We start from the raw sequence: 15,954 nt of genomic DNA, 5'->3' as shown, positions 1-15,954 counted from the left end.
GCATGAAGCCTGTACGCATCGCTACCCGAAAGAGCCCGCTTGCCATGTGGCAGGCGGAACACGTCGCTGAACGCCTGCGCGCCCGCGAGCCCGAACGCCCGGTCGAACTGGTGGGCATGACCACCCAGGGTGACCGCGTGCTGGACTCCCCGCTGGCCCGGATTGGCGGCAAGGGGCTGTTCGTGAAGGAGCTGGAGATCGCCCTGCTGGAGGATCGGGCCGACATCGCGGTGCACTCGGTCAAGGACGTGCCGATGGAGCTTCCGGAGCAACTGGAACTGCCCGTGATCCTGGACCGCGAAGACCCGCTGGATGCCTTCGTCTCCAATCACTACACCCATGTCGACGAGTTGCCGCAGGGTGCGCGGGTGGGCTCCTCCAGCCTGCGTCGCCAGTGCCAGTTGCGCGCCCGGCGACCGGATCTCGAGGTACGCGACCTGCGCGGGAACGTGAATACCCGCCTCGGCAAACTGGATGCCGGCGAATACGACGCCATCCTGCTCGCCGCGGCCGGGCTCAAACGACTCGGGTTTCACGACCGCATTCGCTCCTGCCTGGAGCCGGATGTCAGCCTGCCGGCGGTGGGCCAGGGCGCGATTGCCATCGAGTGCCGCGCCGGCGACACCATCATCGGCGAGCTGATTGCGCCGCTTAACGATCCGGACACCTCCGACCGGGTGCGCGCTGAACGCGCCTTCAACCACCGTCTGGAAGGCGGTTGCCAGGTGCCGCTGGCGGCTCACGCCACGCTCGACGGGGACCACCTGTACCTGGATGGCCTGGTGGGGGCCGTGGATGGCAGCCGCCTGCTACGTCGCCAGGTCGATGGCCCACGTGCCGATGCCGTGGCCCTCGGGATCCAGTTGGCCGACATGCTGCTGGAGCTCGGTGCCGGCGAACTGCTGGCCGCCGCGCATCGTGACCACGGCCAGGACGCAAAGGGGTAGTCGCCATGAATGCATCCGCAAACCAGAACACCCAGCCCGACGGCACCGGTCCCCTGTCCGGACTCGGCATCCTGGTGACCCGTCCGGCCGCTCAGGCCGAACCCTTCTGCGAGGCGCTGACGGCCGAGGATGCCACCGTGATCCGCTTCCCGGTGCTGGAGATCCTGGCTCCCAGCGATCCGACCAACCTGCGCGAGGTCCTCGACCGGCTGGACGACTTCGATATCGCGGTGTTCATCAGTCCGAATGCGGTGCAGCGCGTGCTGAACCTGGCCCTGGCCGACCGCGACTGGCCGGCCACCACCAAGATCGCGGCGATCGGCAACCGCACCGCGCAGGAACTGAAGGGCTTCGGCCGCCCGGCGGATATCCTGCCGCCACGGCGCTTCGACAGTGAGGCGTTGCTGGCGCAGGAGGCGATGCTGGACGTCGCGGGCAAGCGCGTGGTGATCTTCCGCGGCGACGGCGGCCGCGAACTGCTGGGCGACACCCTGAAGGAGCGCGGCGCCGAGGTGACCTTTGCCGAGGCCTATCGCCGCGGGCGCCCCGAAGGCGACACCGGGGAGTTGATGTATTCCTTCTCGCGCGGGCAGATCAACGTGATCACCATCACCAGCGGCGAAGGCCTGCGCAACCTGTACGAGATGGTCGGCAAGCTGGGTCGCATGTGGCTGCGCAAGACCCCGCTGGTGGTCGGCAGCGAACGGATCGCCGAGATCGCCCAGGAACTCGGTTTCAAGGCCGCGGTGGAAACCGCCGAGGACCCTACAGATGCCGCCATGCTCGCCGCCGTCCACCGGCTCGCCGACCAGCTCCGCACCAGCGGCTCTTAATTTTTTCACCACGAAGCGCACGAAGGCACGAAGAAGGGCCAGGTCAAGGGCGCTTCACAGGAAGGTGGGAAGGTCGGTAAGGTTCTGGATGGAGAGGTTTGGGATGTGGGGTACGGAGGTATCCCGGCCCAGCGTTCCCGATACCTCTGTCATCCCGGCCGGAACGTCGTGAAGAGCCGGGATCGCCACGGCCGGGCACCGATGCCAAATCCACCCTGGACGGTTGGCCAGCTAGCCCTAGCCGTTCGTCCGCTCTGCAAACCTGCCTGTGCGTTCAAGCCCTAAGGTCACTCCGCGGGGACGGCGGGTTCGAAGCTGTCGTAGTACAGCTGGTCGGTGGGCAGGCCGACGGCGAGGAAGGCCTCGCGGGCGGCATGGATCATGGCCGGAGGGCCGGCCATATAGACGTCGAAGCCCGACAGGTCCGGATATTCCGCCAGAACGGCGTCATGGGGCCAGCCGCTGATTGCGGGGAAATCCGCCGCGGTGGCGGTCGGGTGGTCGGACAGTACCGGGGTAAAACGAAAGTGCTCGGCGTGCTCGGCGGCCATTTTCTGCAGCCATTCCGGCGCGTAGATGCCGTCGGCCGCCCGGGCGCCCCAGAACAGGTGGTGCGGCCGGTCCAGGCCCTCGGCCGCCAGGTGGTCGAGCATGCCCTTCAGCGGTCCAAAGCCGGTACCGCCGCCGATGAAGAGGCGTGGGCGCGGGGAGTCTTCGTCGACGAAAAAGCTGCCCAGTGGGCCCTCGATGCGTAGCAGCCCCTTCGGCTTGAGCTCCTCGAACACCATGGTGGAGAACCGTCCGCCAGGCAGGTTGCGCACATGCAGGACAAGCTGGTCATCGTCGTGCGGGGCATTCGCCAGGGAGTAGCTGCGCCGGTCCCCGCCCTTAAGCAGGATGTCGAGATACTGACCCGCGAGAAACTGTAGGCGCTCGGACGCGGGCAACTGCAGGCGCAGCTCCATCACGTCATCCGCCAGGCGGTTCAGCGCCGCCACCCGGCACGGCAGGGTCTTGACCACGATATCCCGGGCGGCGCCAATCTCGCGGACTTCGATCTCCAGATCATCCACCGCGACCGCCTGACAGAACAGCGCCATGCCGTCGGCCAATTCCGCTTCGGTAATGCCCGGCGGCTTGGTGGGTCCGTGATCGACCTCGCCCTGGAGTACGCGGCCTTTACAGGAACCACAGGCCCCGTTGCGACAACCATAGGGGAAGGCAAAACCCTGGCGTATCCCAGCTTCGAGAATGGTCTCGTCGTCCTCCACCTCGAACGTATGACCACTGGGCTGAATGGTGACATCGAACGCCATCGAGATCCCTCTGTCGCGGAAAGGCCGTCATTTTCGCCACTACCCCGACGAACGCAAGCAACCGTAATGGCTCCGGGTCGGAACGGTCACGGCGTGACCGCGCATGAGCGCTCGAAAGGGCCATGTCGGGGGCAATCGCTACCGCGGTGACGAGTCGGGGCAAGGGCCGGTCTTCGAGGTGGCTGGGGCCTCGGCCTCGCCCCGCATCACGCGCTGCATCCAGTCGTGAAGGCGCTGTGCCGTTTGCGGCCAGTCGGGTGCGTGCAAGAGGAGGTGGGGCCAGTTGGGATCAGCCCAAACCTCGGCCTGACCCCGGGGATGGGCGGCCGCCGCGGCACAAACCGATTCAAGCAGGATTGTTCCGTCCTGCTCACCCCACAGGTACACCACCGGCACCGTAACCCGGTCGATATGGTCGGTCGCGTACTGAGCCAGCCAGACGACCCCGGCGTAGGTGTCCATGCGAATTCGACGGATGATCAAGGGATCCTCGGCGAAACGCTCCGCGGCGGTCGCAGACAGGCTGTCCGAATAGTCCGGGTCAACGGTGATGGTCAACCCCCCGGCCAGCACCTCACCGGTCCGTACGGCCGCATCCCAGAACCGGCGGGCCGGGATACCCCCGCGCAGGCCGGGTGCCACAGCGATGATCCCGGTAACATCCAGTTCGGGGTGGGTAGCCAAACTGGCGAGCGCAGCGGAACCGCCCATGCTCTCGCCAAGCAGGAACACCGGTTGCTCAGGATCATCTTCTTGCGCTTGACGAACCAGGGCCACGACGTCGGCCATCATCGCGTCCAGTCCTGGCCAACGCCCATGCGGCTCGCTTCGGCCATGCCCGCGCTGATCCAGAGCGGTCACGCTGTAGCCTCGCGCGGCGAGCCAAGGACCCAGTTCGCCATAAGCACCGGCGTGATCGCGAAAACTGTGCAGGGCGATGACGGTCGCGTGGGGCGAGTCGGCAGGCCAGGAACGGATGCGCTCGGGTGCGATGCGGGAGACTTCGGACAGTGCGTTTACCGGATCCTGGGCCGCGCGCACGTCTTCACGCTCCGGCGTCGCAGCACAGGCCGTCAGACCGAGCAGGACCGCCGCCAGGACGAGCGGGCGGCGCCAGCCCGAGCCGGTCTTCACGCGTCATAACCCCAGTTCATCCCAGATCTCGTCGACCCGGCGTTTCACCGCGTCGTCCATGGTGATTGGGCGCCCCCATTCACGGTTGGTCTCGCCAGGCCATTTGCTGGTCGCGTCCATCCCCATCTTGGAACCGAGACCGGAAACCGGCGAGGCAAAGTCGAGATAGTCGATTGGGGTGTTCTCGACCAGAGTGGTGTCGCGGGCCGGATCCATGCGGGTGGTGATCGCCCAGATTACGTCCTTCCAGTCGCGCGTGTTCACGTCGTCGTCCACCACGATCACGAACTTGGTGTACATGAACTGACGCAGGAACGACCAGACGCCCATCATCACGCGCTTGGCGTGGCCGGGGTACTGCTTGCGCATGGAGACCACCGCCAGACGGTAGGAACACCCCTCCGGCGGAAGATAGAAGTCCACGATCTCCGGGAACTGCTTCTGCAGGATGGGGATGAATACCTCGTTCAACGCCACCCCAAGGACCGCGGGTTCGTCCGGCGGGCGCCCGGTGTAGGTGGAGTGGTAGATCGGGTCGTCGCGGTGGGTAATGCGGTCGATGGTAAAGACCGGGAATTCGTCGACCTCGTTGTAGTAGCCCGTGTGATCGCCGTACGGACCCTCGGGGGCCGTATCCCCCGGGTGGATATGCCCCTCCAGCACGAACTCGGCCGACGCCGGCACCTCCAGGTCGGAGCCGAGACAGCGGGTGACCTCGGTGCGGCTGCCGCGCAGCAGGCCGGCAAAAGCGTATTCGGACAGGGTATCGGGTACCGGTGTGACCGCCCCCAGGATAGTGGCCGGGTCAGCGCCCAGGGCCACCGCGATAGGAAACGGTTCGCCTGGGTGGGCCTTGCACCACTCCTGGAAGTCCAGGGCCCCGCCACGATGCGACAGCCAGCGCATGATCACGCGATTGGGGCCAATCACCTGCTGGCGGTAGATGCCCAGGTTCTGCCGCGACTTCTCCGGCCCACGGGTGACCACCAGGCCCCAGGTGATCAACGGTCCGGCATCGCCCGGCCAGCAGGTCTGGACCGGCAGGCGGTCGAGATCCACCTGATCGCCTTCGAGGACGTGGCGTTGACAGGGTGCGTTCCGCGTTTTCTTCGGGGCCATATCCAGCACCTTGCGAAACACCGGGAGCTGCTCCCACGCCGCCTTCAGGCCCTTGGGCGGATCGGGCTGCTTGAGAAAGGCGAGCAGACGGCCTACCTCGCGCAGCGCCTGCACCGAATCCTCGCCCATGCCCATCGCCACACGCTCCGGGGTCCCAAAGAGGTTGGCGAGCACCGGGATCTCCGAACCGGTCGGGTTTTCAAACAGCAGGGCGGGACCGCCAGCGCGCAGTACGCGGTCGGCAATCTCGGTCATCTCGAGGTTTGGATCCACCTCCCGGCTGATGCGCTTCAACTCGCCACGCTGCTCGAGTCCGGCAATGAAATCGCGCAGATCCTTGTACTTCACGGGGACTCCCTGGAGGCGGTCGAAAGGACCGGCCTAGTCAGCAAATTCGGCCCATACCGGGGCATGGTCGGAGGGACGTTCCCAGCCGCGTGGTTCGCGGTCGATCCCGGCAGCCTGCAGGCGCGTCTGCAACGGCGCACTGGCCAGCACCAGGTCGATGCGCAGGCCACGGTTGCGGCGGAACGAGGCCGCGCGGTAATCGAACCAGGAGTATTCCTCTTCCGGCTGCTCGAAGGCTCGGAAGGTATCCTTCAGGCCTAGATTCGTTAGGGCAGCGAGCGCTTCACGTTCCGGGTCCGAACAGAGGATTCGATCCTTCCAGGCCTCCGGATCGTGCACGTCTTGGTCAGTCGGAGCGATGTTGAAGTCCCCTAGGACGACGAGGTTGGGGTAACGGGCGATCTCATCCACCAGCCACTCGCGCATGCGGGCCAGCCAGTCGAGCTTGTAGGCGTACTTTTCGGTTCCGACATTCTCGCCATTAACCACGTAGAGGTTGACCACGCGGACATCACCAATCGTGGCCGCCAGGATTCGGCGCTGGGCATCCTCGAGTCCCGGGGGGTCGGTGATGACATCAGTGGCCTGAGTGCGCGACAGGATTGCGACCCCGTTGTAGGTCTTCTGCCCGGAGTAAACGACCTCGTAACCCGCATCCTGGATCGCGGAGACCGGGAAATTTTCGTCGGTCAGCTTGGTCTCCTGCAAGGCGAGGATGTCGGTCCGCGACCGGTTCAGCCAGTCCAGGACCTGGGGCAGACGAACCTTCAGGGAATTGACGTTCCAGCTCGCAATCTTCACGCGGCTTTATCCTCCAGACCGCTGTGGCGCAGCAATGCATCAATCTGCGGATCTCGACCGCGGAACGCGCGGAACGAATCCGCAGCGGGTCGCGAGGATCCGGCCTCGAGGATTTCGTGGAGATAGGCCGCGCCCACCTCCGGAGAAAACAGCCCCTCTTCCTCGAAGCGGCCAAAGGCATCCGCCGACAGGACCTCGGCCCACTTGTAGCTGTAGTAACCGGCCGCGTAGCCGCCGGCAAAGATGTGGCCGAAACCATGGGCAAAGCGATTGAATGCCGGTGGTTGAACCACCGCGACCTCGTCCCGGACCGAGTCCAGCAGGCGCTGAATCGCGGCGGCGTCAGCGGGTGCCGGGCCTGCATGAAGGCGCATGTCGAACAACGAGAATTCGACCTGGCGCAAAAGCTGCAAAGCAGCGTGGAAGTGGCGCGTGCCCTGCAGGCGCTCGAACAGATCAGCCGGCATGGGCTCCCCGGTCTCGTGATGACGCCCGAACAGATCCAGCGCCTCGCGCACCCAGCACCAGTTCTCCATGAACTGGCTCGGCAACTCGACCGCGTCCCATTCGACGCCGTTGATGCCCGCGATCTCCGGTTCGTCCACCCGGGTCAGCATGTGATGCAGGCCATGGCCGAACTCGTGGAACAGGGTGATGACCTCGTCGTGAGTGAACAGCGCGGCCTTGCCGTCGACCGGCGGGGTGGAATTGCAGGTCATGTAGGCGACCGGCAGCTGGGCCTGATCGCTGGAGATGAAGCGCTGACGGCAGACGTCCATCCAAGCGCCGCCACGCTTGTTCTTCCGGGCGTAGAGATCGAAGTAGAATCCTGCACGTTCGACGTCGTTGGCATCATAAATGCGATAAAACCGAACATCATCGTGCCAAGTTTCGACGCTATCGTCAGGCTCGAAACGCACCTGGAACAGGCGCTGGACGAGATCGAACAGGCCCCTGACGGCCTGATCGGCGGGGAAGTAAGGCTTCAGCATCTCCTGGCTCAGACCCAGGCGGCGTTCGCGCATCTTCTCCGCGGCAAACGCCATATCCCAGGGTTCCAAAGTATCGAGCTCGAGTTCCTCACGGGCAAAGGCCTGCAGATCGGCCAAATCGTGTTCTGCCTGGGGGCGGGCGCGGCGCGCCAGGTCCTGCAGGAAGTGTTCTACCTGTTCGGCGCTGTCGGCCATCTTGGTCGCCAGTGAACGCTCGGCATAATGCGAAAAGCCCGTCAGGTGTGCCTTTTCTTCGCGTAGCTGCAGGATCTCGACCATGATCTCGCTGTTGTCGTGATTGCCCGCCCCGGGACCCTGGTCCGAGGCCCGGGTGGTAAAGGCCTCATAGACCCGGTAGCGCAGTTGACGGTCCTCCCCGTGGGTCATCACTGCCAGGTAGCTGGGGATGTCGAGCGTGACAACAAAGCCGGTCTGATCATTATCGCGGGCGTTCTGCGCAAGCATCGCTTGATCCGATTCGGGAATCCCGGTCAACGCCTCGCGGTCATCGGTCTGCCAAGTCCACGCCTGGGTGGCATCCAGGACGTTTTCCTCGAATCGGGCGGTCAGCTCGGAAAGCCGGGAATTGATCGCTCGCAGGCGTTCACGTTTGGCCTCCGGCAGGTCGACACCGCTGAGGTGGAAATCGCGGAGCATATCGTCAATGACTTTACGGCGCGCGGGCGGCAGGGTCGCATAGGCGTCGCTATCGGCCAGTCGGCGCACCGCCCGGTACAGGCCCTGGTGCTGCGAAACCCAGCTGCCGTAATCCGACAGCAAGGGCAGACAGGCGTTGTAAGCCTCGCGGATGGCCGGGCCGTTCATCACCGCATTGAGGTGGCCCACCGGAGACCAAACGGCGTCCAGACGGGCGTCCAGACGCTGCAAGGGCAGCATCAGATTGGACCAAGTGGGCGTCTCGCCCACAGCCTCCACCAACGCATCGATCGCCGTTCGATTCTCCACCAACACCGTCTCGACGGCCGGCAACACGTGCTCGGGTTCGATGGAGCGAAAGGCGGGCAAGCGGTCGGTCTGTAACAGTGGATTCGACACGGTTTCTCCAAGGGGCGTGCTAGCGTTCGATTATGCCATTCGGACCGAGTGGCCGGGAGGGCGTTCCCGTTTGATCGTGGGCCGGTAAGAATATGTGCCGAGTTGTCCAAACAGCCCAATTTCGGGTGATTGCGCCTAGCTGAGAGTGGAGCCCACAACGCAACGACGAGCGCAATTGCCTGTATGGAATCGTCATGGTGAGTTCGGCGGATTCACTGGACGAAAATTGGTGAATCCGGTTAGCCGTGCAAGGACACTGTAGCCCCGGCGGCAACGCATGGCAGCGTAGTCGACAACCGCCTGGTTGTAGCGAGCGAGGGCTTCGCTCAGGGCTTGATCAAGAGCTGCTACCCGCCGCTCTGCACGCTTGGGAAGATGAAGGGTTTTCGTTTTAAAATCAATAGGATAGGACAATATCGAATCCCAGGATGAGCGAATGTCACGTTCTGCCTGGGCTAGAGACAGCAAGTCACCCCTCCGACGCGCGGTCTCCTGGACCTGAACGCAGGAGCTAAGACGTCCCAAAAGGTCGGCATCCGGGTTGGCCAGATAGCATTCGTGTAGCTGACCATTGCGTTGGGTCAGAAGTGTGTCCAGCCGATCCCAGGCCGCAACGACCCGCCGTTCGTGAACCGCGAGCTGGGTATAAAGGCGAAACGCGGCCAGGCTCAGCGCGACCAGGGCAAAAACCGCGAATAGAACCCACATACTCGAGAATGCCCCGCGCCCTACCCACACCGTGGGGTTAGATATCGACGTTCTCCGCGCTTAGGGCCCGGCTCTCGATAAACTCGCGACGGGGTTCAACTTGATCACCCATAAGTGTCGTAAAGACCTCGTCGGCTCGAATGGCATCCTCGACTCGAACCTGCAGCAGGCGACGGGTATCGGGATTCATGGTGGTCTCCCAAAGCTGCTCGGGATTCATCTCGCCCAGACCCTTGTAACGTTGGGTGGCGAGACCGCGACGACCTTCGTGCAACAGCCATTCCATGGCCTCCGAGAAGCCTTCGATGACGTGCACCCGCTCGCCGCGCTTCATATACGCGCCGTCATCCAACAATGTGTTGAGGCGTGCCGAGAGATCCAGAACCGCCTGGAAGTCGCGCGAGGCCAGGGTGTCGTCAGTGATGTACTGCGAGAGGGCTGCTCCGTGTTCAATCCGGTCCAGGCTTAGCTGCGCATGGCCGTCGGGTTCGGTCACCGGGCCCAGGCTGTACCGAGTGGCCCCCGCCTTGTCACTGGAGAGCGTACCGAGAATCCGGCCAAACCATGCCTGCACGTCGGGGTTAGTGACGCTACGCGGTTCTGGAATCGCGTCCGCTTCGAGCATGGCCCAAAGGATACGCGGGTCGTACATGCGGCCCAGTCGTTCGACCGCACGGGCGGCCTTCAGGTAGCCCTTCACGAGGTCCTCGAAGGCTTCACCGGTGATGGGTGGCGCATCCGGGCTAGGGTGGAGAGCGGCGCCATCCAGCGCCAGGGAAACCACGATCTCACCCATCTCGGCCTCGTCCCGGACGTACTGTTCACGCTTCCCGCGCTTGATCTTGTAGAGCGGCGGCTGGGCAATATAAACGTGGCCGCGTTCGATCAACTCCGGCATCTGACGGAAGAAGAAGGTCAGCAGGAGCGTGCGGATGTGGGAGCCATCCACATCCGCATCCGTCATGATGATGATTCGGTGATAACGCAGCTTGTCCGGGTCGTATTCCTCTTTCCCGATCCCGCAGCCAAGCGCAGTGATCAACGTGCCCACCTCCGCGGAACCCAGCATGCGGTCAAACCTTGCGCGCTCGACGTTGAGAATCTTGCCCTTGAGCGGAAGAATCGCCTGGAAGTGTCGGTCTCGACCTTGCTTGGCCGAGCCACCCGCCGAGTCGCCCTCGACCAGGTAGAGCTCCGACTGAGCGGGGTCCTTTTCTTGGCAATCCGCCAGCTTTCCGGGCAACCCTGCGATATCCAGCGCGCCCTTGCGACGGGTAACCTCACGCGCTTTTCGCGCCGCCTCGCGGGCGCGCGCGGCATCCAGGACCTTCTCGGTGATGGCCTTGGCCTCCTGCGGGTTCTCCAGCAGGAAGTTGTTCAGGGCATCGGAAAGCACACTCTCGACGATCGGCTTGACCTCCGAGGAGACCAGCTTGTCCTTCGTCTGCGAAGAGAATTTCGGGTCGGGAACCTTGACGGACAACACGGCGGTGAGCCCTTCGCGCATGTCATCACCGGCGGTGGCGACCTTGGCCTTCTTGATCAGGCCTTCTTTCTCCAGGTACTGGTTGATTGTCCGCGTTAACGCCGCCCGAAAGCCCGCCATATGCGAGCCACCATCGCGCTGAGGGATATTGTTCGTGTAGCAGAAAATGTTCTCCTGGTAGGAGTCATTCCACTGCAGGGCAATCTCGACGGCGTAGTCCTCCCGCATCTGATCGGCATAGATCACGGACGGATGCAGGGCCGTCTTTTTCTGGTTGAGGTGCTCAACAAACGCGCGGATCCCGCCTTCGAAGACAAAGGTCTCCTCGCGATTATCACGATGATCACGCAGGGTAATCCGCACACCGGAGTTCAGGAACGAGAGTTCGCGCAGACGTTTGGCCAGCACCTCGTAGTGGAAGTTGATGTCGGTGAAGATCTCGGGGCTTGGCCGGAACCAGATTCGGGTGCCATTGCGATCGGTCGAGCCGGTCTCGGACAGGGGCGCGTCAGGCTCGCCGAGGTGGTAGACCTGTTCATGACGCTTCCCATCCCGGTGGATCTCGAGCCGTAGCTCCTCGGACAGGGCGTTCACCACCGAGACCCCGACCCCGTGCAGACCGCCGGAGACCTTGTAGGAGTTATTGTCGAACTTCCCGCCGGCATGGAGCACGGTCAGAATGACCTCGGCCGCGGACATCCCTTCCTCTTCATGGATATCGACAGGAATGCCGCGACCGTTGTCACTAACCGAGACGGCGTTGTCTTCGTGAATCGTGACTTCGATGGCGTCGCAGTGTCCGGCCAGGGCCTCGTCGATCGAATTGTCGACGACTTCGAACACCATATGATGGAGGCCGGTCCCGTCATCGGTGTCCCCGATGTACATGCCGGGTCGCTTGCGAACGGCATCCAGTCCCTTGAGGACGCGGATCTGAGTGGAGTCGTAGGCGTCGGGCGTTTGCGCTTCAATATCGGACATGCGAGGAATTCATCCGGCCAGGTACGGATCGTGCAGTATAGCGCAAAGCGAGGAGGTACCGGTTAGGTCCAACAACAAGCTGAGGCGGGGCGGCCGATGGTTAGAGCGAGTAAGTACTAGTCCTCCGCATGGGTAAGGACGCGGCCATGTTTCACGTGGAACAATTGGCCCACCCTGTCACTTATCAGGCCGGGAATAGCATCCTCAACCGCGGTCACCAGGATCTGCCAGCCTGAATCCGCGAGCCCCGCCATCAACCCTTCTACCGCCTCGCGATCCAGTTCGGAGACGACATCATCGAGCAGCAACACGGGCGCCCGCCCGCTGACGGACTCCAACACCCGTGCCTGCCCCCCGACCATAGCCGTCACCAGACGCTTTTGTTCTCCCCTCGATGCTTCGGCCGCTGGCCTACCGTCCAGCCTCAAATCCAGATCCGCACGCTGTGGACCGACCTGGGCAAAGCCTCGCTCTTCATCCGACTCACGACTCCGATCCAACGCCTCCTCCAGGCTGCGCTCCCGATCCCAACCCGCTCGCAGTGCAAGCCGCAGCCCCTCCAAGCGTTCGCCGAATCCGAACTGCGCCGCCACCGCCCGTGTCTGGACTTCCCAGTCCTCCACGTACCGTCGGCGAGCCTCGCTGACCACCTCCCCGAATTCCAGCCAAGGCCTCTCAAATTCGCGCGCCCCTGCACCGTCCCCTGCACGCAAGGCCGCGTTGCGTTGCTCGTGCGCCCGCCGCCACCGTTGCCAAGCCGAGCGATATCCCGCCAACGCGTAGAACCCACCCCAATCCAACAAGCGCCGCCGCTCCTCCGGGCCTCCTGTGAGCAATTCGAACGAACCAGAGTGAAGGACGCGAGCGGGCAACCACTCCGCAACCGCGGCATGCCCTTCCATCCAACGACCATCCAGCCGAGAACGGCGAGCCCCATCCCAGACCAACCCAAGGCGATGCCCCCCTCCCGCCGGATCCCGAGTCTGCGCACCCACCCACAGGCTCTCGGACCCCGAGGTCAGCACTCGGCGCAATTGAGACGTACGGAAGGATCTCCCCGCTGCAAGAATATGAACCGCTTCCAGCACCGAGGTCTTGCCCGCCCCGTTCGGACCTACCAGCCGGTTAATCCCAGGGGTCAGTTCGAGGGTCTGTTCCTGGAGGTTGCGTACTCCCTGCCACCAAAGCGAGTCCAGCACGCAGAACCCGAACTACAGTCGCATCGGCATCACGACGTATCGCGCACCGCCAGGGGGCTCGGCTTGAATGAGAATCGACGAATTCCCGTCGCGCAGCCCGATCCGGACCTGCTCGGTTTCCAGCACGTTCAAGACATCGGCCAGGTACCCCAAATTGAAACCGATCTCCATCGACCCACCGTCGTACTCGGCCTCCACGGACTCCTGTGCCTCTTCCCGATCCGCGTTGTGAGTCATCACCTGACAGCCATTCTCGCCAAGCACCATGCGAACCCCGCGATACTTGTCACTCGCCACGATTGCCACACGGGCGAGCGCCTGTTTAAGGACCTCCCGATCCACCTTCAACGTGGCCGGAAGATCCGCCGGGATCACCCGTTCGTAATCCGGAAAACGGCCCTCAATCACCTTGCTCCGTAGTACGGCCTTACCCAGCTCAAAGACGACCTGGTCCTCCCCGAATCCGATCCGTACCCCGGTCTCATCATCGGCCAGATTCCGCCGCAGTTCCGCTACCGCCTTGCGCGGCACGATACGCTCCACGCGATCCTCTACGGCCTGTTCCAACTCCACCTCGGCGAGCGCTAGTCGATGGCCATCGGTGGCCACCGCTCGCAGCGTATTGCCCGTGGCCACCAGCAGAAGCCCCTGCAGGTAATAGCGCACGTCCTGCTGCGCCATCGAGAACATGGTGGCCTCCAGCAATCGCCGTAATCGGTTCTGTGGCACATCCAGCACCACCTCCGAACCGCGTGCCTCCCAATCCGGAAAGTCCGCACCCGGCAGGGTGGCCAAGCTGAACCTCGACCCTCCGAACCCGACGGTCATTCGTTCCCCTTCCACCCGGGCCCGGATCTCACTATCACCAGGCGCGGCCTTGACGACATCCAGGAGTTTGCGAACGGATACCGTCACATCGCACTCGCCGGGGATCGAACCCTCCGCATCCGCCTTCCAGGCCAGTTCCAGGTCCGTGGTGTCCATCCGAATCGAACCGTTGTCGTCCGGCCGCAGCCGAACGTTACCGAGGATTGGCATTGTCAGTCTTTTCTCGGCCGCGCCCACAATCCTTTGGAGCGCTTCGGTCATCGTCTCGCGGTTGAAAGACAGTTCCATGGCGATGTCCTATATCTATTTTGTTTAGATATTAATCTAGTAGTAATAAGGGGCCGGGGTCCCTGTGCAGAAAACCCGTAAATCCCTTTTTATTCAGTCGATTAGATCTACTTTTCGGCTTCATTGAACCTCTGTGAACACTGTTCTCAACCTGTGGACAGTTTTGGCCTTCACGTTATACCCGGTTCCATACCGGGTTTGCGCCCAGGTTATCCACAGCTTTGAAGCCCCCGAAAAAGCGCCCTCAACTACTCAGTGTACGTAGAAGATTGGAGTAGTCCTCGTCCAGGCTGGCGTCGGCCTCGCGCAGTTCGGCCACCTTACGGCACGCATGGATCACGGTCGTGTGATCGCGTCCACCAAAGGCCTGCCCAATCTCTGGCAAGCTGTGTTGGGTGAGTTCCTTGGCCAATGCCATCGCGATCTGGCGCGGACGAGCAATCGAGCGACTACGTCGCGTGGAGAGCAGATCCGCCACCTTCACGCGATAGTAATCCGCCACCGTCTTTTGAATGTTGTCCAGCGTAATCAGTTTGTTCTGAACCGCGAGAAGATCGCGCAGGGCGTCTTTCGCGAAGTCCAGCGTAATTGGCTTTCCGGTGAAATGGGCGTTCGCTATGACTCGACGCAGGGAACCTTCCAGTTCGCGGATGTTGGACCGTATCCGTTTGCCCATGAAGAAGGCGACCTCGGTCGGTAGTTCGATGCCGGCCTGTTCTGCCTTGCGCTGAAGGATTGCGACGCGAGTTTCCAGCTCGGGTGGATCGATGGCGATGGTCAGACCCCATCCGAACCGCGACTTCAATCGTTCCTCCAATCCTTCCACCTCCTTCGGATAACGATCCGAGGTCAGGATGATCTGCTGCTGGCCCTCAAGCAAGGCATTGAAAGTATGAAAGAATTCTTCCTGTGAGCGATCCTTTCCCGCAAAGAACTGAATGTCATCGATCAGTAGGGCGTCCGCCGAGCGATAGTGCTGCTTGAATTCGTCGATCGCGTTGTGTTGCAACGCCTTGATCATGTCGGCCACGAAACGCTCGGAGTGCAGATAGATGATCCTTCCCTCCGGGTGGCGCGCCAGGATGCTATGCCCGATGGCGTGCATTAGGTGGGTTTTGCCGAGTCCGACCCCGCCGTAGATGAATAGGGGGTTATAGGCGACACCGGGGTTTTCGGCGACCTGCAGACTGGCCGCTCGAGCCAGCTGATTGGACTTACCTTCGACAAAGGTCTCGAAGGTGAAGGCGGGGTTGAGATTGCTCACGGGCCCTTGCGGGCGTGGCGCGGCCCGGGAGGTTTCCGCCGCCGTCTGTTGGCTGCCAGCTGACTGCTCGCGAGTCGCCGCGGCCGACACTGCAGGCAGTTCGGCACCCCCGATCCCCAGGCGGACCCGGCGGGCGTCTTGGTCATTACCTGGCTGCAGTTCGTCCACCGCCGCCTCGATCGATTCGAGCAGATGATCGCGGACATGTTCGAACACGAACTGATTCGGGGCGAGCAGGCGCAGGGAGCCGTCCGCTTCCTCGGCATGCAAGGGCCGTAGCCACGTATTCAGTTGCTGCTCGCTGACCTTCCCCTGCAAGCGATCCAGACAGGCTGTCCACAGGGTCTTGGCTGACACGCGATCGTCTCCGGGGCGGCGGGGCATTGGAAGCCACCGAGTCTACGCCGATGCGACCACTGGGTGCTAGCCGGTCTCCTCAGGTCGAGATTGACTTTGCTGCCAGATAACGCTAGTTTTCACCGCCCTTTAACCAAGCGTCACGGGAACTTGTCATGAAGCGCACTTTTCAACCCAGCCGGCTCGTTCGCGCCCGCACGCACGGCTTTCGGGCCCGCATGGCCACCCGTGGTGGTCGCAAGGTCCTAAACGCTCGCCGCGCCAAGGGCCGCAAGCGCCTCTGCCCGTAGTACGGGC

Annotated in this window: 13 protein-coding genes; 3 read left to right on the top strand and 10 right to left on the bottom strand. The window is 63.0% G+C overall.

Going from position 1 to position 15,954, the window contains the following annotated elements; all coding sequences use genetic code 11:
- Positions 1 to 2 precede the first annotated feature (2 nt).
- Both hemC and F462_RS06065 read left to right on the top strand, forming a co-directional pair.
- Positions 3 to 947 (top strand): hydroxymethylbilane synthase, encoded by a 945-nt coding sequence (gene hemC, locus F462_RS06070; protein ID WP_081911368.1) that lies wholly within the window; start codon positions 3 to 5, stop codon positions 945 to 947.
- 5 nt (positions 948 to 952) lie between these two features.
- On the top strand, positions 953 to 1,780 hold the full coding sequence (locus F462_RS06065; RefSeq protein ID WP_038052421.1) for a uroporphyrinogen-III synthase: 828 nt from the start codon (positions 953 to 955) through the stop codon (positions 1,778 to 1,780).
- Between the two features lie 287 nt (positions 1,781 to 2,067).
- On the opposite strand, the gene F462_RS06060 is transcribed toward F462_RS06065, so the two are convergent.
- The 10 genes from F462_RS06060 to dnaA form a co-directional block, all read right to left on the bottom strand.
- Positions 2,068 to 3,096 carry a CDP-6-deoxy-delta-3,4-glucoseen reductase gene (locus F462_RS06060; RefSeq protein WP_038052418.1) on the bottom strand — a complete coding sequence of 343 codons (1,029 nt, stop codon included), beginning with the start codon at positions 3,094 to 3,096 and terminating at the stop codon, positions 2,068 to 2,070.
- A gap of 138 nt (positions 3,097 to 3,234) precedes the next feature.
- Positions 3,235 to 4,230, bottom strand: coding sequence for an alpha/beta fold hydrolase (locus F462_RS06055; protein WP_038052415.1), 996 nt, complete (start codon positions 4,228 to 4,230; stop codon positions 3,235 to 3,237).
- A gap of 3 nt (positions 4,231 to 4,233) precedes the next feature.
- Complete coding sequence (gene ubiD / locus F462_RS06050; RefSeq protein WP_018141125.1) at positions 4,234 to 5,697, bottom strand: 4-hydroxy-3-polyprenylbenzoate decarboxylase; 1,464 nt, start codon at positions 5,695 to 5,697, stop codon at positions 4,234 to 4,236.
- A gap of 33 nt (positions 5,698 to 5,730) precedes the next feature.
- The gene (xth, locus tag F462_RS06045; protein ID WP_038052412.1) at positions 5,731 to 6,498 is read right to left on the bottom strand and encodes an exodeoxyribonuclease III; all 768 of its coding nucleotides are present in this window, start codon (positions 6,496 to 6,498) and stop codon (positions 5,731 to 5,733) included.
- Positions 6,495 to 8,546, bottom strand: coding sequence for a M3 family metallopeptidase (locus tag F462_RS06040; protein WP_038052410.1), 2,052 nt, complete (start codon positions 8,544 to 8,546; stop codon positions 6,495 to 6,497). Before F462_RS06040 ends, xth begins: the two co-directional genes overlap by 4 nt.
- 192 nt (positions 8,547 to 8,738) lie before the next feature.
- Positions 8,739 to 9,254, bottom strand: coding sequence for a hypothetical protein (locus F462_RS13270; protein ID WP_081911367.1), 516 nt, complete (start codon positions 9,252 to 9,254; stop codon positions 8,739 to 8,741).
- 37 nt (positions 9,255 to 9,291) lie between these two features.
- On the bottom strand, positions 9,292 to 11,721 hold the full coding sequence (gene gyrB / locus F462_RS06035; RefSeq protein ID WP_038052407.1) for a DNA topoisomerase (ATP-hydrolyzing) subunit B: 2,430 nt from the start codon (positions 11,719 to 11,721) through the stop codon (positions 9,292 to 9,294).
- Between the two features lie 116 nt (positions 11,722 to 11,837).
- Complete coding sequence (locus F462_RS06030; RefSeq protein WP_081911366.1) at positions 11,838 to 12,920, bottom strand: DNA replication/repair protein RecF; 1,083 nt, start codon at positions 12,918 to 12,920, stop codon at positions 11,838 to 11,840.
- Positions 12,921 to 12,932: 12 nt separating this feature from the next.
- Positions 12,933 to 14,036: a DNA polymerase III subunit beta gene (gene dnaN / locus F462_RS06025; RefSeq protein WP_038052401.1), complete on the bottom strand. Its 1,104-nt coding sequence runs from the start codon at positions 14,034 to 14,036 to the stop codon at positions 12,933 to 12,935.
- A 244-nt stretch (positions 14,037 to 14,280) separates the two neighbouring features.
- Positions 14,281 to 15,657, bottom strand: a complete 1,377-nt coding sequence (gene dnaA / locus F462_RS06020) for a chromosomal replication initiator protein DnaA (protein WP_038052398.1) — start codon at positions 15,655 to 15,657, stop codon at positions 14,281 to 14,283.
- 155 nt (positions 15,658 to 15,812) lie between these two features.
- Between dnaA and rpmH the strand changes: the two genes are divergently transcribed.
- Positions 15,813 to 15,947 (top strand): 50S ribosomal protein L34, encoded by a 135-nt coding sequence (gene rpmH / locus F462_RS13265; RefSeq protein WP_018141118.1) that lies wholly within the window; start codon positions 15,813 to 15,815, stop codon positions 15,945 to 15,947.
- Positions 15,948 to 15,954 lie beyond the last annotated feature (7 nt).

Source organism: Thioalkalivibrio sp. ALJ1 (assembly GCF_000745395.1).
Taxonomy (GTDB): Bacteria; Pseudomonadota; Gammaproteobacteria; order Ectothiorhodospirales; family Ectothiorhodospiraceae; genus Thioalkalivibrio.
Note: the sequence above shows the minus strand (reverse complement) of the source record. Positions and strands in the feature narration are given on the sequence as shown.

Coding starts and splice junctions, on each gene's coding strand:
- hemC (WP_081911368.1), top strand. CDS start 3: ATGAAGCCTGTACGCATCGCTACCCGAAAGAGCCCGCTTGCCATGTGG.
- F462_RS06065 (WP_038052421.1), top strand. CDS start 953: ATGAATGCATCCGCAAACCAGAACACCCAGCCCGACGGCACCGGTCCC.
- F462_RS06060 (WP_038052418.1), bottom strand. CDS start 3,096: ATGGCGTTCGATGTCACCATTCAGCCCAGTGGTCATACGTTCGAGGTG.
- F462_RS13270 (WP_081911367.1), bottom strand. CDS start 9,254: ATGTGGGTTCTATTCGCGGTTTTTGCCCTGGTCGCGCTGAGCCTGGCC.
- gyrB (WP_038052407.1), bottom strand. CDS start 11,721: ATGTCCGATATTGAAGCGCAAACGCCCGACGCCTACGACTCCACTCAG.
- dnaN (WP_038052401.1), bottom strand. CDS start 14,036: ATGGAACTGTCTTTCAACCGCGAGACGATGACCGAAGCGCTCCAAAGG.
- rpmH (WP_018141118.1), top strand. CDS start 15,813: ATGAAGCGCACTTTTCAACCCAGCCGGCTCGTTCGCGCCCGCACGCAC.